Raw genomic sequence first — 22451 nt, forward strand, 5'->3', positions numbered from 1 at the left:
GGATGTTAACCCCTCATTGCCCGGAATGCAAAGCCTCTGATCGAAAACCGCTAGTCGGGAAGTGGAGCGGCGACTATTATGCGCGCCTTCGAATTCAGCCTCTACAAGGCGCAAACCCATGCTAGTACTGGGACTTGAAACCTCCTGCGACGAAACCGGTGTCGCACTTTACGACAGTGAACGCGGGCTTTTGGCCGACGCACTGTTCAGTCAGATCGACTTGCATCGCGCCTATGGCGGCGTGGTGCCGGAACTTGCCAGTCGTGATCACGTCAAGCGCATGCTGCCGCTGATTCGCCAGGTGTTGGCCGAGGCCGGTTGTGTGCCGACCGAGATTGACGCGATTGCCTACACCGCCGGCCCTGGATTGGTCGGAGCCCTGCTGGTTGGGGCCTCTTGCGCCCAGGCATTGGCTTTCGCCTGGGGCATTCCGGCCCTCGGAGTGCACCATATGGAAGGCCATTTATTGGCCCCGATGCTGGAAAAAACACCGCCACAGTTCCCGTTCGTCGCTTTGTTGGTATCCGGCGGTCATACGCAGCTGGTTCAGGTGGACGGCATCGGCCAATACACCCTCCTCGGCGAGTCCTTGGATGATGCGGCCGGCGAAGCTTTCGACAAGACCGCCAAGATGATGGGCCTCAATTATCCCGGTGGACCGGAAATCGCCCGCCTCGCCGAAAAGGGCGTCGCCGGTCGCTACACGTTCCCGCGGCCCATGTGCGATCGCCCGGGCCTGATGTTCAGCTTCAGCGGCTTGAAAACCTCCGCGCTCAATACCTGGCAGCAAAGCATCAGCGCCGGGGACGACAGCGAACAAGTCCGTTGCGACATCGCGCTGGCGTTCCAGCAGGCCGTGGTGGAGACTTTGACCATCAAGTGCAAGCGCGCCCTCAAGCAAGCGGGCATGAAACGTCTGGTGATCGCCGGCGGCGTCAGCGCCAACAAGGCGTTGCGCAGTTCTCTGGAAAAAATGCTCGGCGATATGAAGGGCGATGTGTTCTACGCCCGCCCTGAATTCTGCACCGATAATGGCGCGATGATTGCCTATGCCGGTTGCCAGCGTTTGCAGGCGGGGCAGCATGAAAGCCTGGCGATCAGCGTGCAGGCGCGCTGGCCGATGGAGCAGTTGTCGCCTTTGTAACGGGGGTGTGAACCGGTATTTAAAAATGCCGTTCGCGCCCAGCAAACAGGTCGCGTAAATTGCCGCGATGGCGCCAGACGATCAGCAGCGTCAACACGCTCATCGGTAATAGCGCCGCCGGTTCCTGCCAGGCCAGCAACGGCAAGGTCAGGGGCGTGGCGATCAGCGCTGCCAGCGAGCTGGTGCGGGTCAGGTAGAACGTCAGCAGCCAGGCCAGTACGGCCAGTAGCGCCGCCGGCGGGTAGATCCCCAGCAGCATGCCGGCCGCCGTAGCGACACCTTTGCCGCCGCGAAAGCGAAAGTACAAGGGAAACAGATGGCCGAGTACGGCACATACGCCCACCCAGGCCTGTTGTTGCAGGGTCAGGCCGGCAAGGCTGGCGATCAGCACGGGCAACAGGCCTTTGCACACATCGCCTAGTAATGTCAGGACCGCAAGTTTTTTGCCGGCCAGACGCAGCATATTGGTAGCGCCGGCATTGCCGGAGCCACCCATTCGCGGATCGGGATTTCCCGTCAGGCGGCTGAGCAAAATGGCGAAGGACAGCGAGCCGAGCAGGTAGGCGAGAATCGCCAGTGACCAAAACATGCTAACTATTCCGGGCGAGGACGCCCTGATTCTAACGGGGCATCGCGCCCTTGTCGTGCTGCGGAGAAGAGTGCTTGGACAGAGTGTTTATCGAAGGCCTGGAAGTCGACACCGTGATCGGGGCCTACGACTGGGAGCGCGGCATCCGGCAATGCCTGCGTCTGGACCTGAGCTTCGCCTGGGACAATCGCCCGGCCGCGGCCGGTGACGACCTGACCCTGGCGCTGGACTACGCGAGCGTATCCGCACGGATCCAGGCGTTCGCCGAGCAATCCCAGTTCCAGTTGGTGGAAACCTTTGCCGAGCGTCTGGCCGAAGTCTTGATGGGCGAATTCCAGATTCCCTGGCTGCACCTCAAATTGACCAAGCCCGGAGCCGTCCCGGCCGCCAAGGGTGTCGGCGTGGAGATCGAGCGCGGATGTCGCTAACTCAGATTTACCTTGGCCTTGGCAGCAATATCGAGCGCGAACGCCACTTGCGCGCGGGGCTGGATGCGCTGGCGGGCTTTCTGGTGGATGTACGCTGTTCGGCAGTGTTCGAGAGCCAGCCGGTCGGTATCAAGAGCGGGCCGTTCTTCAACCTGGTGGTGTCGGCGTATACCGACCTGCCGTTGATGGAGCTGGATCGCCGGTTGAAGTCGATTGAAGCGGATAACGGTCGCTATGCGCCGGATCGCAAAGGGTTGCCCCTGGATATCGATGTGCTGTTGTACGGCGAACTGGTCGGCAACTTTGACGGTTTGGTGCTGCCGCGAGCGGAAATCCTGAAAAACGCCTTTGTTTTATGGCCGCTGTCGTTGATGGCACCGGATCGCCTACACCCCGAAGCGGGCAAGACGATGGCGCACTTATGGCGCGATTCGCACATCGATCAGGTGCTGGCGCCGGTTGCATTTGAATGGCGGGGCCAGCCATTGACGCCGAGCGCGCTGTTATAAAGCGCGCTGTTCCTTGTAAGCCTTGAGTGTCTTGAGTCTTTCCCGCTTGAGCGCTTCACCCAGTTCAGGGCCCTTGAAACCTTTCTCCAGCAGCGGCGCCACCGCAACGCTACGTGCCGCTTGCGCCGCACCGCGCAGATAATCCGCCTGTGGATAACTGCGTTGCTCAAGGCCTTTGCGACCACGGGCGTCCATTTCGCAGGCGACCACGAATTCTTCGAAACGCTGCGGCCGGCGATACACGTCAAAACTTTGCAACAACTCCAGCAGTGTCGAGGCTTTCAGCTCCAGGGCGCGATGGCCGTGGGTGTGATATTGGCCGACCAGCAGCGCCAGCTCCTGGCAGTCCCGCGGCACTTTGAAGCGTTCATTGACCGCCTTGATCAGCTTCAGCCCCCTATGTTCGTGGGCAATGTGCTGCGGCAACTTATCCACAGGTGTCAGGCCTTTACCCAGATCGTGGAGCAAGCAGGCCCAGCGAACGGTCAACGGTTGCCGATGCAGAGCGGCCTGTTCCAGCACGCTGAGGGTATGCACGCCGGTGTCGATTTCAGGATGGTGTGCCTCGGGCTGCGGTACGCCGAACAGGGCGTCGACTTCAGGCATCAGGGTTTTCAGCGCGTTGCAGTCGCGCAGTACCTGAATAAACACCTGAGGCTGATCTTCCATTAATGCGCGGGAGATTTCCTTCCAACTGCGTTCAGGGGTCAGAGCTTCCAGTTCTCCGGACTCGCTGAGTTGGCGCATTAGCGCGAGGGTTTGCGGTGCGACTTTGAAACCCAAATGTGCATAACGCGCGGCGAACCTTGCTACGCGGAGCACTCGCAGGGGATCTTCGGCGAACGCCGGGGAAACATGGCGCAGGACGCGGGCTTTCAGGTCTTGCTGGCCGTTGTAAGGGTCGATCAGGTTGCCGTCATCGTCCTCCGCCATGGCATTGATGGTCAGGTCGCGGCGAATCAGGTCTTCTTCCAGCGTAACTTCTGGGCTTGCATGGAACACAAAGCCGCCATAACCCCGGCCACTCTTGCGTTCGGTGCGGGCGAGGGCGTATTCGTCGCCGTTCTTCGGGTCCAGAAATACCGGAAAATCAGCGCCGACAGGCTTGAACCCCTTGGCCAGCATCTCTTCGGTGGTCGCGCCGACAACGACGCGGTCAATGTCAGTGACGTCGATGCCCAGCAAGCGGTCGCGCACTGCGCCGCCAACTTTGTAGATCTTCATGAAAAAGCCTCCATTAGCTGCACAGGATACCGTCTGTGCCTGACCGATGGAGGCTTTGCTGCTTCAGAGATGCACGACGGCCATGTCCAGGCGGCCATAGTCGTTGTCATTGTGATCGCTGCGCGGCGGGACATGGTGGGTCTTCATGACCTGATCGCCTTGTAAGGTTTCCAGATGAATGTCGAAACCCCATAGCCGATGCAGGTGCTTGAGGACTTCATCGGTGGAGTCGCCCAACGGCTTGCGATCGTGCTGTTGATGACGCAACGTCAGCGAACGGTCGCCGCGTACATCGATGCTGTAGATCTGCACATTGGGTTCGCGATTGCCCAGGTTGTATTGCGCGGCCAGGGTTTCGCGGATGATGCGGTAGCCCGGCTCGTCATGGATGGCCGGTACCACCAGATCGTCCTTGAGATCGTCATCCAGAATGCTGAACAGCTTGAGGTCGCGGATCACCTTGGGTGACAGGTACTGCAGGATAAAACTCTCATCCTTAAAGCTGCTCATGGCGAACTTGATCGTGGACAGCCAGTCACTGCCCGCGATTTCCGGGAACCAACGACGGTCCTCCTCGGTGGGGTTTTCGCACATGCGCCGGATATCACGGTACATGGCAAAGCCCAGCGCATAGGGGTTGATGCCGCTGTAATAGGGACTGTCGAAACCCGGCTGGAACACCACGCTGGTGTGGGAAGTGAGGAACTCCATCATAAAGCCGTCGGTAACCAGGCCTTCATCATAAAGGTCGTTCATCAGCGTGTAGTGCCAGAAGGTTGCCCAGCCCTCGTTCATTACCTGGGTCTGGCGTTGAGGGTAGAAGTACTGGGCGATCTTGCGCACGATACGCACGATTTCTCTTTGCCAGGGCTCTAGCAGCGGCGCGTGTTTTTCGAGGAAATACAGGATGTTTTCCTGGGGTTCGGCGGGGAAGCGCGCATTATCCTTATCGTTATTTTTGCCGGCGCGTTTTGGAATCGTGCGCCATAGATCATTGATCTGTTTCTGCAAATGCTCTTCGCGCTCTTTCTGGCGCAGGCGCTCTTCCTCGGCGGAAATCGGATAAGGCCGTTTGTAGCGGTCGACCCCGTAGTTCATCAGGGCATGGCAGGAGTCGAGCAGATCCTCCACCGCATCGATGCCGTGGCGCTCCTCGCATTGCATGATGTACTGCTTGGCGAACACCAGGTAATCAATGATTGAACTGGCATCGGTCCAGGTGCGGAACAGGTAATTGCCCTTGAAAAAACTGTTATGCCCATAGCAGGCGTGGGCCACGACCAGCGCCTGCATGCAGATGGTGTTTTCTTCCATCAGATAAGCGATGCAGGGGTCGGAGTTGATGACGATTTCGTACGCCAGGCCCATCTGGCCACGACTGTAGGACTTTTCGGTGCTGAGGAAGTGTTTGCCGTATGACCAATGGTGGTAGCCCAGGGGCATGCCGACCGAGGCATAGGCGTCCATCATTTGTTCGGCGGTGATCACCTCGATCTGGTTGGGGTAAGTGTCCAGGGCATAACCCGCCGCAATACGGCTGATTTCCCGGTCATAGGCCTGGATCAGTTCAAAGGTCCATTCGGACCCGGTGGAGAGGGGTTGGCGCTTAGTCTCTTTTTTGGCGGTCATGTCACTAACCTGCGCTGGAAGAGTTCACGGAAGACCGGGTAGATATCGCCGGCCGAGACCAATTGCTGCTGGGCGAACGTGTCGGCAAACGCTTCGCCGATACGCTCGTATTCGAACCACAGGGCCTGGTGCTCACGGGGGGTAATTTCGACGTAAGTGTAGTACTGCACGAACGGCATGATCTGGTTGATCAGAATGTCGCGGCAGATTGGCGAGTCGTCGTTCCAGTTATCGCCGTCCGAGGCCTGGGCGGCGTAGATATTCCATTCGTTGGCCGGGTAGCGCTCGGCCATGATCTCCTGCATCAGCTTCAAGGCACTGGAAACAATGGTGCCGCCGGTTTCACGCGAGTAGAAAAACTCCTCTTCGTCGACTTCCCGCGCGCTGGTGTGATGGCGGATAAACACAACGTCGATCTTGTCGTAGTTCCGCTTGAGAAACAGGTACAGCAGGATAAAGAAACGTTTGGCGATGTCCTTGGTGGCCTGGGTCATGGAGCCGGACACGTCCATCAGGCAGAACATCACGGCCTTGGAGCTGGGATTGGGTTGTTTGACCAGCAAGTTGTATTTCAAATCGAACGTATCGAGAAACGGCACGCGGTGAATGCGTGCACTGAGTTTTTCGATTTCTGCCTCTATCTCCTGGATATCACCGAAGTTGTCCGGCTCATCCCGCTTCAAGCGCGCCAGTTCCTCTTTGGCCTGCTTCAGCTTGGCGCGGCTACTGCCTGACAAGGCGATCCGCCGCGCGTGAGCTGAGCGCAGGGTGCGGATGATATTGATCCGTGAGGGGTTGCCTTCGTTGCTGATGCCGGCGCGTACGGTCTTGAAGGTGTCGGTGCCGGTCAGGTTGCGTTTTACCAGGTTAGGCAGTTCCAAATCCTCGAACATGAATTCGAGAAACTCCTCCTGAGTGATCTGGAACACGAACTCATCCATGCCCTCACCGGAGTTGCCGGCTTTGCCCGGGCCCTTGCCGCCGCCACCGCCTGGGGGACGCTGGATATGCTCACCCGTGGTGAACTCCTTATTGCCAGGATGCACGACGGTCTGTTTGCCGCCTCTGCCGTGGTGCAGGACGGGTTCGTCGATGTCACGTCCTGGGATGCTGATTTGTTCGCCGTGCTCCATGTCCGTGATGGAACGGCGGCTGACGGCTTCTTCAACCGCTTTTTTAATGTGGTCACGGTAACGCCGCAGGAAACGCTGGCGGTTAACCGTGCTCTTGTTCTTGCCATTGAGGCGTCGGTCGATCACATAGCTCATGGGGCCCCTCCGGGGAGCTTCAAGTCGTGAGCTTCAAGCCGCAAGGCAGAGCCCACTGACGGGCTCTGTCGCTTTTCCCTTGCCGCTTGTCGCTAGAAGCTTACAGCTGCTTCTCTCACTGCGATTTCCGGACCCGCAGGTACCATTCCGAAAGAAGGCGTACCTGTTTGTCGGTATAGCCACGCTCGACCATTCGAGTAACGAAGTCGTTGTGTTTTTGCTGATCCTCCTTGCTGGCCTTGGCATTGAAACTGATGACCGGCAGCAGATCCTCGGTGTTGGAGAACATTTTCTTCTCGATAACCACCCGCAGCTTCTCGTAGCTGAGCCAGGTAGGGTTCTTGCCGTTGTTGTTGGCACGGGCGCGCAGTACGAAATTGACGATTTCGTTGCGGAAATCCTTCGGATTGCTGATGCCGGCCGGTTTTTCGATTTTTTCCAATTCCTCGTTGAGCGCTACGCGGTTGAGAATTTCGCCGGTTTCGGGGTCGCGGTACTCCTGATCCTGGATCCAGAAGTCCGCATACAACACGTAGCGGTCGAAGATATTCTGGCCGTATTCGCTGTAGGACTCCAAGTACGCAGTCTGGATTTCCTTGCCGATAAACTCGATATAGCGCGGTGCCAGGTATTCCTTGAGGAATCGCAGGTAACGTTCGCGGGTTTCGGCCTGGAACTGCTCCTGTTCGATCTGCTGTTCCAGCACATACAGCAGATGTACCGGGTTGGCGGCAATCTCGTGGGGATCGAAGTTGAACACTTTGGACAGGATCTTGAACGCGAAGCGGGTCGACAGGCCATTCATGCCCTCGTCTACTCCAGCGGAGTCGCGATATTCCTGAATAGACTTGGCCTTGGGGTCGGTGTCCTTGAGGTTTTCGCCGTCGTACACCCGCATTTTTGAGTAGATGTTGGAGTTTTCCGGCTCTTTTAGCCGTGACAGCACGGTGAACTGGGCCAGCATCTTCAGGGTGTCGGGCGCGCAATGAGCCTTGGACAAGGAGCTGTTGAACAGCAGCTTGTCGTAGATCTTGATCTCATCACTGACCCGCAGGCAGTACGGCACCTTGACGATGTAGATCCGATCGATGAACGCCTCGTTGTTCTTGTTATTGCGGAAGGTGTGCCATTCCGATTCGTTGGAGTGGGCCAGCAGGATGCCTGTAAATGGAATGGCGCCCAGGCCTTCGGTACTGTTGTAGTTGCCTTCCTGGGTCGCGGTAAGCAGTGGGTGCAGCACCTTGATCGGTGCCTTGAACATTTCCACGAACTCCATCAGGCCCTGGTTGGCCCGGCACAAGGCGCCTGAGTAGCTGTAGGCGTCGGCGTCGTTCTGCGGGAATTCCTCCAGCTTGCGGATATCGACCTTGCCCACCAACGCGGAAATATCCTGGTTGTTCTCGTCCCCCGGTTCAGTCTTGGCCACGCCGATCTGATTGAGGATTGATGGATAAAGCTTCACCACGCGGAACTGGCTGATATCGCCGCCGAACTCGGCCAGGCGTTTGGTGGCCCAGGGCGACATGATGGTATTGAGATAGCGCCGTGGTATGCCGAAGTCTTCTTCGAGGATTGCGCCATCTTCCGTAGCGTTGAACAAGCCAAGAGGCGATTCGAACACCGGCGAACCCTTGATGGCGTAGAAGGGCACTTTCTCGATCAGTTGTTTTAGCTTTTCTGCCAGGGACGACTTGCCGCCGCCGACGGGGCCGAGCAGGTAGAGGATCTGTTTCTTCTCTTCCAGGCCTTGGGCGGCGTGGCGGAAGTAGGAGACGATCTGATCGATGCATTCTTCCATGCCATGGAAGTCTTCAAAGGCCGGGTAACGGCGGATCACCTTGTTGGAAAATATTCGCGACAGACGCGAATTGTTCGAGGTGTCTACCAGCTCCGGCTCACCGATGGCCAACAGCAGGCGCTCGGCGGCGGATGCGTAGGCACTGCGGTCCTGCTTGCACAGCTCGAGATACTCTTGAAGCGTGAGTTCCTCCTGCTGTGTGGATGCGAAGCGTTGTTGGAAGTGGCTAAAAATACTCATGACGTCGTCACCTCGCTCGATACGTGGAGCCGACGCCGGATCAATCAGTCGATGCTGGCAACCATCGACGATCGCCAATGGTTGTTTTCCCCCCAGAACACCCTGAAACGTTACCGATGACCCGCACGCCGGTGTACCGGCTCTCCCCTGATTCGGATGGCCTGCGCTTAAGGATAGTTCGGAATCGGAGAGGTCAAGGCGCGATACGTAATTAGTTTGACCGCGCCGTTCGTCAGAAACGGCGCGAGCCCAAGCGTCACGCGGGGTAGCGGGGTGTGAAAAAAATTATTGCGAATCGACTGATGCGATGTCTGCAGGAAACGTCGCACGCCACAGCTCAAACCCGCCATCCAGGCTATAGACGTCGGAGAAGCCTTGATTGACCAGATACGCGGCTGCGCTCTGGCTGGAGTTACCGTGGTAGCACGCCACGATCACCGGTGCGTCGAGGTCGGCGTCGCGGATAAAGTCAGCGATGTTGACGTTGTCCAAGTGCTTGGCGCCAGCAATGTGCGCAGCGGCGTAGGTCGGCTGGTCACGGATATCGACTACTACCGCGCCTTGCTCGCGCAGGGCCTGGGCTTGTTCGGGAGGGATACGTTTGAATTCGCTCATGGCGGGCTCCTTGGGCGGGCGGCAAGCGGCGTCTAGCGCTTGGCGGCGGCCGGCTGTGTAACGGGAAGAGGGGGTTGGCATTGGCAGCGATGACGCTCGCCGGTGTCGATGTTCATCAAGGTCATGGCGCCGCCCCACACGCAACCGGTGTCGAGGGCAAACACGCCGGGCTCATCGCACTGGCCTTCCAGGGCCGCCCAGTGGCCGAAGATGATCTTGGTGTCACGGGTTTTGCGTTCTTTATGGGCAAACCAGGGCTTATAGCCGGGCAACGCGGTGTCCGCGCCTTCCTTGCTTTTGAGGTCTAGTTTTCCCTCGGCGGTGCAGAAGCGCATGCGCGTGAAGTAGTTGGTGATGACCCGCAAGCGAGCGACGCCGGTGAGGTCGTTATCCCATTTAACCGGCTCGTTGCCGTACATGCCGTCGAGGTAGGCGGTGTACAGGCTATCGTCGGCCAGAGCGTGTTCGACTTCGGCCGCACATTTGAGGGCTTTTTTCAGCGTCCATTGTGGCGCGATGCCGGCATGCACCAGCGCCATGCGGCGGCCTTCGTCGTAATGCATGATCTTTTGCCGACGCAGCCAGTCGAGCAGTTCGTCGCGGTCAGGTGCTTCGAGAATTTCCCGCAGCGTATCGCCTTTTTTCAGACGTTCGATGTTATTCGCCGCTGCCAGCAGGTGCAGGTCGTGATTGCCCAACACGCAAACCAACGAATGTCGCAGGTTATACAGGTAGCGCAGGGTTTCCAGCGACTCGGGGCCACGGTTGACCAAATCACCCACCAGCCACAGGCGATCCTGCGCCGGGTCGAAGGCGACCCGTTCCAGCAGGCATTTGAGGGGCTCCAGGCAACCTTGCAGGTCACCGACCGCATACGTCGCCATCAGTGCAGGGCTCCGGGCACGGCGAGACGGAATGGTTTGATCATGGCGTCGAATAAATGACCGTCGGTGGCTTTCATTTGATAGGAGCCCTGCATGGTTCCGACCTTGGAGGTCATCACCGTGCCGCTGCTGTAAGTGTGGCTGGCGCCGCTGTCGATCAATGGCTGCTGGCCGACAACGCCGGCACCGCGGACTTCTTCGACCTGGCCGTCACCGTCGGTAATCACCCAGTGGCGAGACAGGAGTTTAGCCGGCACCAGCCCGTTGTTTTTCACCGTGATGGTGTAGGCAAAGGCGTAGCGGTTTTGTTCAGGTTGCGATTGTTCCGCGAGGAAGCGGGTGACGACGCTGACGTCGATCTGGTAGCGAGGATCGGACATGCAAGAGGCCTTAAAAGCAAAAGCGGAAGACAGCAGATGCGGATCAGTCTAGGCCAAGAGGAGGGCACTAGGCCAGACATGCCGTCTGGCCCATGCACGGCAGGCTTCAGTCTGCGGCTGGCGCAGGCTGGATGGCCAACTGGTCAGCCAGGCGCACGAACGCGGCCAGGTCCAGTTGTTCGGGACGTAGGCTGCCGTCCACGCCAGCGGCTTCGATTTCGGCGTTGCTCAGCAGCGCCTTGAGCGTGTTGCGCAAGGTTTTGCGACGCTGGTTGAACGCCTCGCGTACCACGCGCTCCAGTAAGCGATGATCCTTGGCCGGGTGTGGCAGCACGGCATGGGGGACCAGGCGTACGATGGCCGAATCAACTTTCGGCGGCGGGTTGAAGGCGCCCGGCCCAACGTTGAACAGGTGTTCGACGCGGCAGTGGTACTGAACCATGATCGACAGTCGACCCCAATCGCCGCCTCCAGGGCCCGCGGCCAGGCGCTCCACCACTTCTTTTTGCAGCATGAAGTGCATATCGCGGATGATCCCTGCGTTGTTCAGCAGGTGGAAGATCAGCGGTGTGGAGATGTTGTAAGGCAGGTTGCCGACCACGCGCAGGCTATTAGGCGCGGCGTTGAGGCTATTGAAGTCGAACTTCAGCGCATCGCCCTGATGCAGGTTGAAGTTGGACTTTCCGGCGAATTGCTGATTGAGGATCGGGATCAGGTCCTTGTCCAACTCCACCACGTCCAACTGTCCGCCACTGGCCAGCAAGCCTTGGGTCAGTGCGCCCTGGCCTGGGCCGATTTCCAGCAGGCGGTCTTCGGGCTTGGCGTGAATGGAGCGCAGGATGCGGTCGATCACGCCTGCGTCGTGCAGGAAATTCTGCCCGAAGCGCTTGCGCGCCCGGTGTTGGTAATGCTCGGTCATATGCGGGTCTCGGCCATCTGATAGGCGGTTTCCAGGGCCACGTGCAGGCTGCCGGTATCGATCTTGCCGCTGCCCGCCAAGTCCAGGGCAGTGCCATGGTCGACGGAGGTGCGGATGATCGGCAGGCCCAGAGTCACGTTTACGGCGGCGCCGAAGCCTTTGTATTTCAGCACCGGCAGCCCTTGGTCATGGTACATCGCCAGCACTGCGTCGCAATGCTCCAGATATTTGGGGGTAAACAGAGTGTCCGCGGGCAGTGGGCCGCGCAGGTCCATGCCTTCTTGGCGCAGACGCTCCAGGGTGGGTTCGATGATGTCGATTTCTTCATGCCCCAGGTGACCGCCTTCACCGGCGTGGGGGTTAAGCCCGCAGACCAGGATACGCGGTTGGGCGATGCCGAATTTTTGGCGCAAGTCGGCATGCAAGATGCGCGTCACGCGCTCCAAACGCTCGGAGGTAATGGCGTCGGCAACTTCACGCAGCGGCAGGTGCGTGGTCACCAGGGCCACACGCAAGCCACGGGTGGCAAGCATCATCACGACTTGTGTGGTGTGGGTCAGCTCGGCAAGGAACTCGGTGTGACCGGAAAACGCGATGCCGGACTCATTGATCACGCCCTTGTGCACCGGCGCGGTAATCATGCCCGCGAAGTCGCCATCGAGGCAGCCTTGCCCGGCGCGAGTCAGGGTTTGCAACACAAACGCCGCATTGGCCGTATCCAGCTGCCCGGCCACGACCTTGGCGTGCAGTGGGGTGTCCCACACATACAAGCTATCTGCCGGTGCCGGCACGTTGGGCCAGTTGCCCGGTGCCACGTCCAGCAAATCCACAGCCACACCCAGCTGCGCGGCCCGCTCAAGGAGCAGGTCGCGGCTGGTAATGGCAATCAGGGGGTGTGGCTGAGGTTGCGAGGCGAGCAGCAGGCACAGGTCTGGACCGATGCCGGCGGGCTCGCCGGGTGTCACCGCGAAACGCTGAGGTTTCACTGAACTGCCTGGTCGGTGCCTGTTTGCTCGGCGCCTGGCAGCTTGATTTCCACATAGGCCTCGTCACGGATCTGACGCAGCCAGGTTTGCAGCTCCTCATCGTACTTGCGGTTGCGCAGTACGTTCAGCGCTTGCTGTTCGCGGGCCTGACTGGTGTTGTCGGTGGCGCGACGGCCAAGGACTTCCAGCACATGCCAGCCGTATTGAGTCTTGAACGGCTTGGACAACACACCTTGCGGGGTATCGGCCATGACTTGTTGGAACTCTGGCACCAGTGCTTTCGGGTCGATCCAGTTCAGGTCGCCGCCGTTAAGGGCCGAACCCGGGTCTTCCGAGAAGCTCTTGGCCAGGGTGGCGAAGTCTTCACCGTTCTGGATGCGGTCGTAGATCTTCTCGGCCAGCTCCTTGGTTTGCGCTTCGCTACGGATTTCGCTCGGTTTGACCAGGATGTGACGAACATGTACTTCGTCTTTCAGCGAGGTCTGGCCACCACGGCGTTCCAGCAGCTTCAGGATGATGAAACCACCCGGCGTGCGTGCTGGTTGGGTAATGCCACCGACCTCCATCGAACTCAGTTCACGGTCGAACGGCGGTGGCAATTGAGCGGCTTTACGCCAGCCCATATCACCGCCTTCAAGGGCGTTGTCACTGCCGGACTGGGCGATGGCCATTTGCGCGAAATCGGCACCGGCCTTGAGGCGATCGTAGATCGCTTTGGTTTTGGCGGCGGCTGCGTTGAGCTGTTCGGAGTTGGCGCTGTCCGGTGTCGGAATCAGGATATTGGCCAGGTGCAGTTCTTCGGAAAGCTGCATTTTGCCCAGGTCCGAGGCGAGGAAGTTCTTCACTTCCTGCTCGGACACCTGAACCCGCTCGGCCACACGGCGCTGACGTACACGGCTGATGATCATTTCACGGCGGATCTGATCACGGGCATCTTCATAGGACAGGCCGTCACGCGCCAGGGCGGCGCGGAACTGGTCGATGCTCATGTTGTTGCGCTGAGCAATCGTGCCTACCGCCTGGTTCAACTCTTCATCCGAGATGCGAATGCCGGAACGTTCGCCGATCTGCAATTGCAGGTTCTCGACGATCAAGCGTTCCAGTACCTGTTGATCCAGGACGCTGGTAGGTGGCACGCCACCGCCACGCTTGGCGATGGTTTGCTGAACTTCCTTGACCCGCTGGTCCAGTTGGCTCTGCATGATCACGTCGTTGTCGACGATGGCCACAACCTTGTCCAACTGCTGGACCGCGGCATGCGCCGATGCGGTCCCAAGGAATAGCGCGCCCAGCAGGAGCGGGCGCAGACAATCAGAAAGCTTGATCTTCACGTTCACGATAACCTTGAATGCCTTTGTCGAGGAAGCTCTCTACCTTGGCGCCGGTCAGGCCGCCGAGTCCTTTGAGGACGATCTGGAAGAAGAGCCCGTGGTCACCCTTTTCGTTAAGGGGGGCGATCTGGGTGTATTCGTCGTTGGATACCCAGTAACGGTTGATGACGCGCAGTTTCCAGCAGCAGTTGTCGTACTCGAAACCACCAAACGCTTCCAGGGTGCGGTTGCGGGCATAGTCATACTGCCAGCGGGTGATCAGGTTCCACTGCGGAATGATCGGCCACATCATGGAGAAGTCGTGTTGTTGGATTTTGTAGTAATCCTTCACGAAGTTCGGCTGACCTTCGGTGCCGTAGTCCCCACCGAACTGCCATTTGCCGGTCAGCTGGTTGTAGACCACCTGGTCGTTACGATAGCGATAACCGAGGTTGACCACCTTGTTGGGGTTGTCTTCCGGCTGGTAGTGGAACATTGCGCTGCCGGAGCGAGCGCTGTGTTCCTCGGTGTCCCAGTTGTAATCGGCAGTGGCACGCCAGTCGCGGTTGAAGCGAAATTCGTATTCCAGGGCGACAGGGGATACGTCGGATTGTGCATCGGCACGGTCGGCTGCCAGGATGCCTGGCAGTTGGACCTCGCGATCTTTGAAGTAGATAGCCTGGCCGACGCTGACGCGCTGACGCTCGAAACCGTTTTCTTCGATCCAACGGCTGGTGACGCCCAAAGACAGCTTGTTCTCATCACCGATCCGGTCAGCACCGCTGAAGCGGTTGTCGCGGAACAGCGAGCCGTAGCTGAACGAGTACTCGCTGGTGTCGAAGACCGGAATATCGCTCTGGTCCTTGTTCGGGACATACAAGTAGAACGCACGCGGTTCAAGGGTCTGACGATAGTCTTTGCCAAACCAATTGGTGTTGCGGTCGAAATACAGGCCGCTATCAATACTCGCGACTGGAATCGCACGGTCTTGCGAGCTTTTGAAGCTGCCGCCAGCATAAGGATTAGTTGCCGTTGCCGCATTTTGCGCGGCAATAATCTGGTTTTTGCCTGTGCTGTCTAGGTCAAGATCGTACTTGGTGTAGACATACTTCAGCTTCGGCGTAATGAAACCGTAAGTCCAATTCATCGGATAGTCGACGGCTGGTGCTACGTTCAAACGGGTACCGTTGGCACGAGTAAGGCCCGTGACGAATGTATCCAAGCGAGCAGACTCGAGGCCGTTCTCATCGGTAAACATGCCTTTTTCAAGGCTGCGCTCAAAGCGCACAGCTTCGGTCTCATAACTGAAGTTCAACCCGCCAGGGTGATACGGCAATTGACCATTAAAGGTGATCTGCGGCAACCGATCATACGGAGTGATCTGGGAAATCGTCGCTAGCTGGTAAGCCTGAAGATTCAACCGAGCCTGGTAGGAATCGCCGCGGTAGGTCACCGAACCCTGTTGGTTGAGTGCGTCCTGGGATTCCACACCGATCTGGTTGCTTTTCAGATCCTGGAAGTAATAAGGATCGCTGATTCGGGTGTAATCGACCTGAGTCGACAACCGCGAATCCAACCCACCCTTATGCTGCCAATTGAGCATATAGCGGGTTTTTTCGTAATCGGTCTGTTTGCTGCGCTCGTCGTTGTCGTCGTTCAGATACGCGCCGCCGAACTGGCCTTCGCTGGACTTGGTGAGGTAGCGGAACTCGCCTTCCATCAACAGGCCGCGTTTGGTCATGTATTGCGGGTACAACGTGGCGTCGTAGTTAGGCGCCAGGTTGAAGTAGTACGGCGTGGTCAGCGCAAAGCCCGTTTCGCCACCAGTGGCGAAGCTCGGCGGCAGGAAGCCGGACTGACGACGATCGTCGATTGGGAAATAGATATAAGGCGTATACAGGATCGGGATGTTCTTGACCCGCAACGTCGCGTTGGTCGCCGTACCGAAACCGGTGGCCGGGTTCAACGTGATGTTGTTGCCTTTGAGCTGCCAGGCGTTGCTGTCCGGCTCGCAGGTGGTGTACGTACCGTCCTTGAGGCGGATGATCGCGTTTTCGGCACGCTTGGCGTACAGCGCGCTGCCGCGGATGCGCGACTTGTGCATCACGTATTCGGCGTTGTCGATCTGGGCGGCGCCGGTGTCCAACTGAACCTGGGCGTGGTCGCCGACGATCAGCGCACCGTTGTCACGCAGACGCACGTTGCCGTTCAGCTCGCCACGGTTCTCGGCCTGGTACAGGCTGGCTTCCTGGGATTCGAGCTGCATGCTGCCCTGGCGCATGACGACATCACCGGCCAGGGTCGCAACTTGCGATTCCTGCTCGTAACGAGAGGCCTTGGCGCCGATGAAGGTCGGCGCGTCGCTCTTGTTGGTCTTGTCGTTCATGCCAGGACGTGTCGGTTCGACGTACGCACCGGCGCAGTAAGGACCGGTTTCGGCCAGTTGGGCCGCGGTCAACTTTTCGCGAGGCACCCAGTCCAAGTGGCTATAGTCGGCGCTGCGCGAGCGCAGGCCGCGGCCCTTGGCTTCGGTGACCAGTGCGGTCTTGGGCTCGGCCTCAGCGCTGCCACCGGCATCGGCTTGCGCCGTGCTGTTGGCCGAGCTGACGGCTGCACCGTCATGCACCGGGCGCGGTGGTAGCGGGGCAGCGGCGGTTTTCGGCGCGCAATCCCAGGCACCCGAAGCAGAGACTGAGCAGTCATACTGTTCCGCGGCGACCACGAATGAGGTGGCGAAAGGTTGCATGGCCAGCAGACTGCCGGTTACCAGCAACGGAAATTTTCTACGAAACGCGGGGGATTTCAATGCCATCTTATTAGTCCGGGCTTCCTGCGTGCCATCTGCCCGCGGTGTGGGCCGCACGCCTCTCGATGGTCTGAAAAAGATGCGTGATAATAAAGCATGACCCGCTTGACGGCTAGCGCCGTCGGAGACCCTTGTAATGCCCGAGCAAGATCTACGTTTACAACAGCTGGAAGTCTGGCTGGATGAGCAGTTGCCGATCCTTTTCAACGCTCACGGCTGGGGTGCCGTACCCCCGGCCACATTGACCGCGGCCAGCAGCGACGCGAGTTTCAGGCGCTATTTCCGTTGGGAGGGAGGTGGCCGAACTTTCGTGGTCATGGATGCGCCACCCCCCCAGGAAAACTGCAAACCTTTCGTCGATATCGCGCATTTACTTGCGAGGTCTGGGATAAATGTTCCGAAAATTTATGCAGAAGATCTGCCGCGAGGCTTTCTTTTGCTCAATGACCTGGGCACAAAAACCTACCTGGACGTGATCGACGAGCACAACGCCGATCAATTATTCGCCGAGGCCATCGATGCCTTGCTGGCTTTCCAGCAATTGCCGATGGATGCGCCGCTGCCCAGTTATGACGTCGCCTTGCTGCGGCGCGAGCTGGAACTGTTTCCCGAGTGGTACGTGCGCCGACACCTGGGCATCGAATTGGATACCCACCAACAAGCCCTCTGGCAGTGCGTCAGCGATCGGTTGATCGACAGCGCCCTGGCGCAGCCCAAAGTGCTGGTGCACCGCGACTATATGCCACGCAACTTGATGATCAGCGAGCCGAACCCGGGCGTGCTGGATTTCCAGGATGCGGTTTATGGTCCGGTCACCTACGACATCACTTGTCTGTTCAAAGACGCCTTTCTTAGTTGGCCCCAGGCCCGTGTGCGGGAATGGCAGCGTGGTTATTGGGCGCAGGCCATGAAACTTGGCATCCCGGTGCAGGCGGACTTCGATGAATTCCTGCGTGCCAGCGACTTGATGGGCGTGCAGCGCCATCTCAAGGTCATCGGCATTTTTGCGCGTATCTGCCACCGCGACGGCAAGCCTCGCTACCTGGCCGACGTGCCGCGCTTCTTCGCTTATATAGAAGCGGTAGTGGCTGAGCGTCCGCAGTTGAGTGAATTGTCCGAGCTGTTGGTCAGCCTGCGCCAGCCGGCCGAGGCCGTTGTATGAAGGCCATGATCCTGGCTGCGGGCAAAGGCGAGCGGATGCGTCCGCTCACTTTGCACACCCCTAAGCCGCTGGTGCAGGCCGGTGGCAAGCGCCTGATCGAGTATCACCTGGAGGCGCTGGCCAAGGCCGGCTTCACCGACATCGTGATCAACCACGCCTGGCTCGGTCAGCAGATCGAAAGCTATCTGGGCGACGGTGCGCAATTCGGGCTGCGCATCCGGTACTCCCCGGAGGGTGAGCCGCTGGAGACCGGCGGCGGGATTTTCCAGGCACTACCATTGCTGGGGGATCAACCTTTTCTGGTGGTCAATGGCGATATCTGGACTGACTACGATTTCTCCCAGCTCAAGCAACCGCTCAAGGGGCTGGCGCATCTGGTGATGGTCGATAACCCGGCGCATCACCCTTCGGGCGGTGATTTTTACCTGGATCACGGTCTGCTTCATGATGCGGCGCCCGGTGCCGATAACCTGACCTTCAGTGGCATTTCCGTGCTCGACCCCAAGTTGTTTGAAGGTTGCAGCGCGGGTGCCTTCAAGTTGGCGCCGCTGTTGCGCGCGGCCATGGCGAAAGGTCAGGTAACGGGGGAGCACATGGCAGGACGCTGGATTGATGTCGGTACGCTGGAGCGCCTGGCGCAAGTCGAATCCCTGCTCATAGCGGGGCAGTAACATGTTGTGGCCAGGGACGCTGATCGGCGCCGGGGCTGGCTATGCCATTGCCAGTATTCCGGGGGCTTTGTTGGGGGCACTGCTGGGGCAGGCGCTGGATCGTCGCCTGCAACTGCACAGTTGGGCGCAGTTGCGCGAGCGCCTGGGCGGTCGCCCGGCGTTACGCAATGACGAATTGCTGTTTGTGTTGCTGGGGCGGCTGGCCAAGAGCAATGGCCGCGTGGTGGATGGGCATATTCAGCAGGCGCGGCAGGAAATGCGCGCCCTGGACATGACCGAATCAGCTCAGCGGCGTGCGATTGCGGCATTCAATCGGGGCAAATCCGGGGCCGACCGGGTGCGTAGATACCTGCGCGTGCTCAAGGCTCAGCCCCATGCGGCCGAAGGCGTGCTGCGCGCCTGCTGGCGGATGGTCTGGGCGGACGGCCGTGCGGATGACGCCGAGCGCGACCTGATCGAGCAGTGGGGGCGCTGGCTCGGCTGGACGCCGCAACAGCTCAAGGCGCTGGCCGCTGACTACGCGCCCGAGCGCAAGCCGTTGGTCAATCGCAGCGCAACGTATCAGGACGCCCTGCGGTTGCTGGGGGTGACGGCCACCGCGGACCCGTCAACAATCAAGCGTGCCTACCGTCGCCTGCTCAGCCGTCACCATCCGGACAAAATCGCCGGCACCGGCGCCAGCCCAGCGCAGGTACGCGAGGCCACCGAGCGCACCCGCGAGTTGCACAACGCCTATGCGTTGATTCGCGAACGCCGGGATTTTCGTTAGTCGCCACCGTTGAAGATAGAACTCCAATCAAAATATGGGAGGGGGCTTGCCCCCTCCCACTTCAGTTTTGTGTTGTTTGGGGGCTCAACCAGCCTCTGATCCTGCGATAAAGCTGTTCCTGCTCGGCGGCGCTGTTGCCGGGCAGGGTCTTGAGCGACACCTGTTTATAGCCGTCATTCTTCAACCGCTTGGCCGCCTGCAGGCGAGCCATGGCGTTTTTGCTGGACTGCGTGTTGTCTTGATAGAAAACGTCGGCAGTCGGCATTTTCAGGCCAGGGGCCAGTTGCTGCACGTCCGGCTGACGGCCATTGGGTGTCTTGGCGTCGACCATGACGAATTTCTGCACCTGGGACGGTTGCTTCTCGGTCAAGTAGCGCGCCGCCCACCAAGCTCCGGTGCCATGGCCGAGCAGCACTACACTGCGCGCACTCTGGGTTTGGGCGAAGGCCACGGCGGCGTCGATGCGATCAAAAATGCGCGAGGCATCGGTCTTATCCTGCTCGTCGGCGCCCGGAACCACCGACGGGTCGGTGCCCTCGGCTTCGGCGCTGGCGGCTTGTTCGATGGGTTTATCCGCGGTGCTGGCTTCTTTGCTGCTGGTGTCGACCGTGGCTTTGGGCGCTTCCATAACGCGCGGCGGCAGGGTGTCTACGCTCACATCCGGCAACGACAGGCTCAGGCTGCCCCAGTCGGCATCCGGCAATTTGCGGCGTAAAGGGCCGATTGCTTGCGGCCAGTCAGCATTTTCCCCGGCGCCCGGTACGATAATCACCACGCCCTCGGGCTCGGCGCTGTTGGCGGGTTTCCACAGGGCCAGGAAGGAATCGCTACCAGCCTGCAATTGCTGCTGCTCCTGCTGTGGGATTGTGCGTTCCAGGGCGCTGGCTTCAGCCTGGCTGCGTTCCGGCAAGGGCTGGCGCGCTACGGGTTTTTCGGCTTCTGGCGCGGGAGCGTCAGCGGCCTGTACAGAAAAGGCACTGGTAAAGAGCAGCGACAGGCACAATGCTGGCAGTGCCGAACGGTGGTGAAAGGGCATCGTTAATTCCCGGCCAGAAGTGATTCCAGCAGCCTAATGGGTTGGTCAGTATTTGTCAGTGATGTGAGACGTGGATCATGGGTTTTCGCTGTCTGCTGCTTATCGGCTGTTTGTGCGTTGCCTTGATGGGAAACGCCGCCCCCGCGCCTGGCATACCGCAGGCGCAACTCACTGCGCAGCAGCGCCAATGGCTGACCGAGCATCCGGAGCTGCGGGTCGGCGTAGTGTTGCAAGCGCCTTACGCGCAGTACGATCGGCGCCTACAGCGTTTGTCGGGGGCCAATGTCGAATTGATGCAGTGGCTGGCCAAGGCGCTGAATATCGAACTGACGTGGCGCAACTTTCCCACTCAGGAGCAGTTGGAAGAGGCCGTACGCGAGGGCGAGGTAGACATGGCTCCCGGGCTGCAGCAAACCCCGGCCGGTCTGCGCCTGTGGTTGTTCACCGACCCCTATATGCGCGTGCCTCAGCGTGTGGTGGGCATCCGTGAGGGCGGCGCTGCCGTGGAGCTGGAAAAACTCGATGATCAATCCCGCGTTGCGGTGCGCATGCCCAGTGCCGTGGCCGATTACCTGAGCAGCACATACCCCAATCTCAATCTGCAAGGCGTGCCCATGGAGCGCCAGGCCCTGCAATTGCTGGTCAGCCAACAGGCCCGCTATGCGGTGGTGGATGAAGCGCAACTGAGTCGTCTGTCCGCCGAAGCGGAATTCGCCGGGCTGGCGGTGGTGGGGGATATCGGCCTACCGCAACTCTTGCGTGTAGCCACCCGCCGCGAATGGCCGGAACTGGCCGGCATCATGGAAAGCGCGCTGCGTGCCATTCCCGCCCGTGACCTGGACCAACTGCACAACCGCTGGCTGCAACCCCAATATCCCCGGCTAACGCAGTCCCCGGGGCTGTGGCAGAACCTGAGCCTGTTGCTGTGCCTGCTACTGCTCGCCAGCCTGGCGGTGGTGTTCTGGCAGCGTCGCCACCAACGCCAACTGGAACACGACCTGCTGGCCGCCCGCGAAGAAAGCGCCGCCCGTGCGGCCGGTGCCCAGGCGCTGCGGTTGACGCAGTTTTCCATCGATCAAAGCACCGTTGGCATTCTCTGGGTGAACTGGGACAGTCATGTGCGCTACGCCAACCGTGCGGCCGAAAACATGCTCGGTTATGGCCCCGGCACTTTGATCGAGCGGCCGCTGGTCGACCTCGACCCCACGCTGGACATGGATCGCTGGCTCAATCTGTGGAAACGCGCACGGGCCAGCGAAGAAGGACCGCAGAATTTCGCCACCGATTGTTTGCGCGCCGATGGCAGCATCCTGCCGGCCAACGTTTCCTTGAGTTTTGTGCGCTTTGCCGATGCCGAGTACCTGGTGGTGTACCTCAACGACGTCACCGAACTGCGCCGCACCCTGGCCGCCTTGCTGCAAAGCGAGGCGCAATTGCGCGAGCTGTCGGCCCACCTGGAAACCGTGCGCGAAGAAGAAAAGGCCCGCATTGCCCGTGAAGTGCACGATGAACTCGGGCAGATGCTCACCGTGCTCAAGCTGGAAACCTCCATGTGCGAGCTGGCCTACGCGCAGTTGGACCCCGGCTTGCACGAGCGCCTGAACAGCATGAAGCGCCTGATCGCCCAGCTTTTCCAATTGGTGCGCGACGTGGCCACTGCGCTGCGCCCGCCGATTCTCGACGCGGGCATTGCCTCGGCCATCGAGTGGCAGGCCCGGCGCTTTGAAGCGCGCACGCACATTCCTTGCCTGGTGCAGGTGCCGGATAACCTACCGGCCCTGAGCGACGCGAAGGCCGTCGGCCTGTTTCGTATCTTGCAAGAGGCGCTGACCAATGTGATGCGCCATGCCCAGGCGCATACTGTGGAACTTAGCCTGGCGATTGAAGGCACCGACCTGCGCCTGACCATCAGCGACGACGGCGTCGGCTTCGTTCAGGCACAAGGCCGTGCGACCTCGTTCGGCCTGGTGGGCATGCGCGAGCGGGTGTTGATCATGGGCGGGCAACTGAGCCTGCACAGCGAGTTGGGGGAGGGCACCACCCTGAGCGTGACGGTGCCATTGGATGCCTGACAATAAGAGGAA

General features: G+C 59.7%; 20 protein-coding genes. 7 read left to right on the forward strand and 13 right to left on the reverse strand.

Annotated elements, in window-relative coordinates:
* The first annotated feature begins 118 nt into the window (after nucleotides 1-118).
* Entirely contained in the window at nucleotides 119-1144 is a 1026-nt protein-coding gene (tsaD, locus tag K1567_RS19005) for a tRNA (adenosine(37)-N6)-threonylcarbamoyltransferase complex transferase subunit TsaD (RefSeq protein WP_040267147.1), read from the forward strand.
* 19 nt (nucleotides 1145-1163) lie between these two features.
* Here the strand turns inward: tsaD and plsY are convergent, their stop codons facing one another.
* Nucleotides 1164-1733 (reverse strand): glycerol-3-phosphate 1-O-acyltransferase PlsY, encoded by a 570-nt coding sequence (plsY, locus tag K1567_RS19010; RefSeq protein WP_034101082.1) that lies wholly within the window; start codon nucleotides 1731-1733, stop codon nucleotides 1164-1166.
* 74 nt (nucleotides 1734-1807) lie between these two features.
* On the opposite strand from plsY, the gene folB reads away from it, so the two are divergent.
* Both folB and folK read left to right on the forward strand, forming a co-directional pair.
* Nucleotides 1808-2161, forward strand: a complete 354-nt coding sequence (folB, locus tag K1567_RS19015) for a dihydroneopterin aldolase (protein WP_034101080.1) — start codon at nucleotides 1808-1810, stop codon at nucleotides 2159-2161.
* Nucleotides 2152-2670, forward strand: a complete 519-nt coding sequence (gene folK, locus K1567_RS19020; RefSeq protein WP_034101079.1) for a 2-amino-4-hydroxy-6-hydroxymethyldihydropteridine diphosphokinase — start codon at nucleotides 2152-2154, stop codon at nucleotides 2668-2670. Before folB ends, folK begins: the two co-directional genes overlap by 10 nt.
* On the opposite strand, the gene K1567_RS19025 is transcribed toward folK, so the two are convergent.
* From K1567_RS19025 to K1567_RS19075, 11 genes are all read right to left on the reverse strand, one after another.
* Nucleotides 2665-3894, reverse strand: coding sequence for a multifunctional CCA addition/repair protein (locus K1567_RS19025; protein WP_034115278.1), 1230 nt, complete (start codon nucleotides 3892-3894; stop codon nucleotides 2665-2667). The genes folK and K1567_RS19025 overlap by 6 nt on opposite strands.
* 63 nt (nucleotides 3895-3957) lie before the next feature.
* On the reverse strand, nucleotides 3958-5523 hold the full coding sequence (locus tag K1567_RS19030; RefSeq protein ID WP_034101076.1) for a SpoVR family protein: 1566 nt from the start codon (nucleotides 5521-5523) through the stop codon (nucleotides 3958-3960).
* Nucleotides 5520-6791 (reverse strand): YeaH/YhbH family protein, encoded by a 1272-nt coding sequence (locus K1567_RS19035; protein WP_034101075.1) that lies wholly within the window; start codon nucleotides 6789-6791, stop codon nucleotides 5520-5522. Before K1567_RS19035 ends, K1567_RS19030 begins: the two co-directional genes overlap by 4 nt.
* A gap of 115 nt (nucleotides 6792-6906) precedes the next feature.
* Nucleotides 6907-8829: a PrkA family serine protein kinase gene (locus tag K1567_RS19040; protein WP_034101074.1), complete on the reverse strand. Its 1923-nt coding sequence runs from the start codon at nucleotides 8827-8829 to the stop codon at nucleotides 6907-6909.
* 285 nt (nucleotides 8830-9114) lie between these two features.
* Nucleotides 9115-9444, reverse strand: coding sequence for a thiosulfate sulfurtransferase GlpE (gene glpE / locus K1567_RS19045; protein ID WP_034101073.1), 330 nt, complete (start codon nucleotides 9442-9444; stop codon nucleotides 9115-9117).
* A 32-nt stretch (nucleotides 9445-9476) separates the two neighbouring features.
* The gene (locus tag K1567_RS19050; RefSeq protein ID WP_034101071.1) at nucleotides 9477-10328 is read right to left on the reverse strand and encodes a symmetrical bis(5'-nucleosyl)-tetraphosphatase; all 852 of its coding nucleotides are present in this window, start codon (nucleotides 10326-10328) and stop codon (nucleotides 9477-9479) included.
* Complete coding sequence (apaG, locus tag K1567_RS19055; protein ID WP_034101069.1) at nucleotides 10328-10708, reverse strand: Co2+/Mg2+ efflux protein ApaG; 381 nt, start codon at nucleotides 10706-10708, stop codon at nucleotides 10328-10330. Before apaG ends, K1567_RS19050 begins: the two co-directional genes overlap by 1 nt.
* Before the next feature lie 106 nt (nucleotides 10709-10814).
* Entirely contained in the window at nucleotides 10815-11627 is an 813-nt protein-coding gene (rsmA, locus tag K1567_RS19060; protein ID WP_034101068.1) for a 16S rRNA (adenine(1518)-N(6)/adenine(1519)-N(6))-dimethyltransferase RsmA, read from the reverse strand.
* Nucleotides 11624-12613, reverse strand: coding sequence for a 4-hydroxythreonine-4-phosphate dehydrogenase PdxA (pdxA, locus tag K1567_RS19065; RefSeq protein ID WP_047882509.1), 990 nt, complete (start codon nucleotides 12611-12613; stop codon nucleotides 11624-11626). Before pdxA ends, rsmA begins: the two co-directional genes overlap by 4 nt.
* A complete protein-coding gene (locus K1567_RS19070) occupies nucleotides 12610-13950 on the reverse strand; it encodes a peptidylprolyl isomerase (RefSeq protein WP_034115275.1) in 1341 nt (446 codons plus the stop codon). Before K1567_RS19070 ends, pdxA begins: the two co-directional genes overlap by 4 nt.
* On the reverse strand, nucleotides 13925-16735 hold the full coding sequence (locus tag K1567_RS19075) for an LPS-assembly protein LptD (RefSeq protein WP_220698775.1): 2811 nt from the start codon (nucleotides 16733-16735) through the stop codon (nucleotides 13925-13927). Before K1567_RS19075 ends, K1567_RS19070 begins: the two co-directional genes overlap by 26 nt.
* A 130-nt stretch (nucleotides 16736-16865) precedes the next feature.
* Here K1567_RS19075 and K1567_RS19080 point away from each other — a divergent pair, with 130 nt between their 5' ends.
* From K1567_RS19080 to K1567_RS19090, 3 genes are read left to right on the forward strand one after another with little or no spacing between them, the layout of a single operon-like run.
* Nucleotides 16866-17891, forward strand: coding sequence for an aminoglycoside phosphotransferase family protein (locus K1567_RS19080; protein ID WP_034101064.1), 1026 nt, complete (start codon nucleotides 16866-16868; stop codon nucleotides 17889-17891).
* Entirely contained in the window at nucleotides 17888-18562 is a 675-nt protein-coding gene (gene murU / locus K1567_RS19085) for an N-acetylmuramate alpha-1-phosphate uridylyltransferase MurU (protein WP_034115273.1), read from the forward strand. Before K1567_RS19080 ends, murU begins: the two co-directional genes overlap by 4 nt.
* 1 nt (nucleotide 18563) lies before the next feature.
* Nucleotides 18564-19331, forward strand: coding sequence for a TerB family tellurite resistance protein (locus K1567_RS19090; RefSeq protein ID WP_040267154.1), 768 nt, complete (start codon nucleotides 18564-18566; stop codon nucleotides 19329-19331).
* A gap of 61 nt (nucleotides 19332-19392) precedes the next feature.
* On the opposite strand, the gene K1567_RS19095 is transcribed toward K1567_RS19090, so the two are convergent.
* Entirely contained in the window at nucleotides 19393-20367 is a 975-nt protein-coding gene (locus K1567_RS19095) for an alpha/beta hydrolase family protein (protein WP_034101060.1), read from the reverse strand.
* 77 nt (nucleotides 20368-20444) lie between these two features.
* Between K1567_RS19095 and K1567_RS19100 the strand changes: the two genes are divergently transcribed.
* The gene (locus K1567_RS19100) at nucleotides 20445-22439 is read left to right on the forward strand and encodes a histidine kinase (RefSeq protein ID WP_034101059.1); all 1995 of its coding nucleotides are present in this window, start codon (nucleotides 20445-20447) and stop codon (nucleotides 22437-22439) included.
* Nucleotides 22440-22451 lie beyond the last annotated feature (12 nt).

The organism is Pseudomonas sp. S5F11 (assembly GCF_019641515.1).
Taxonomy (GTDB): Bacteria; Pseudomonadota; Gammaproteobacteria; order Pseudomonadales; family Pseudomonadaceae; genus Aquipseudomonas; species Aquipseudomonas rhodesiae.

Coding starts and splice junctions, on each gene's coding strand:
- tsaD (WP_040267147.1), top strand. CDS start 119: ATGCTAGTACTGGGACTTGAAACCTCCTGCGACGAAACCGGTGTCGCA.
- plsY (WP_034101082.1), bottom strand. CDS start 1,733: ATGTTTTGGTCACTGGCGATTCTCGCCTACCTGCTCGGCTCGCTGTCC.
- folK (WP_034101079.1), top strand. CDS start 2,152: ATGTCGCTAACTCAGATTTACCTTGGCCTTGGCAGCAATATCGAGCGC.
- K1567_RS19025 (WP_034115278.1), bottom strand. CDS start 3,894: ATGAAGATCTACAAAGTTGGCGGCGCAGTGCGCGACCGCTTGCTGGGC.
- K1567_RS19030 (WP_034101076.1), bottom strand. CDS start 5,523: ATGACCGCCAAAAAAGAGACTAAGCGCCAACCCCTCTCCACCGGGTCC.
- K1567_RS19035 (WP_034101075.1), bottom strand. CDS start 6,791: ATGAGCTATGTGATCGACCGACGCCTCAATGGCAAGAACAAGAGCACG.
- K1567_RS19040 (WP_034101074.1), bottom strand. CDS start 8,829: ATGAGTATTTTTAGCCACTTCCAACAACGCTTCGCATCCACACAGCAG.
- glpE (WP_034101073.1), bottom strand. CDS start 9,444: ATGAGCGAATTCAAACGTATCCCTCCCGAACAAGCCCAGGCCCTGCGC.
- K1567_RS19050 (WP_034101071.1), bottom strand. CDS start 10,328: ATGGCGACGTATGCGGTCGGTGACCTGCAAGGTTGCCTGGAGCCCCTC.
- apaG (WP_034101069.1), bottom strand. CDS start 10,708: ATGTCCGATCCTCGCTACCAGATCGACGTCAGCGTCGTCACCCGCTTC.
- rsmA (WP_034101068.1), bottom strand. CDS start 11,627: ATGACCGAGCATTACCAACACCGGGCGCGCAAGCGCTTCGGGCAGAAT.
- K1567_RS19075 (WP_220698775.1), bottom strand. CDS start 16,735: ATGGCATTGAAATCCCCCGCGTTTCGTAGAAAATTTCCGTTGCTGGTA.
- K1567_RS19080 (WP_034101064.1), top strand. CDS start 16,866: ATGCCCGAGCAAGATCTACGTTTACAACAGCTGGAAGTCTGGCTGGAT.
- murU (WP_034115273.1), top strand. CDS start 17,888: ATGAAGGCCATGATCCTGGCTGCGGGCAAAGGCGAGCGGATGCGTCCG.
- K1567_RS19090 (WP_040267154.1), top strand. CDS start 18,564: ATGTTGTGGCCAGGGACGCTGATCGGCGCCGGGGCTGGCTATGCCATT.
- K1567_RS19095 (WP_034101060.1), bottom strand. CDS start 20,367: ATGCCCTTTCACCACCGTTCGGCACTGCCAGCATTGTGCCTGTCGCTG.
- K1567_RS19100 (WP_034101059.1), top strand. CDS start 20,445: ATGGGTTTTCGCTGTCTGCTGCTTATCGGCTGTTTGTGCGTTGCCTTG.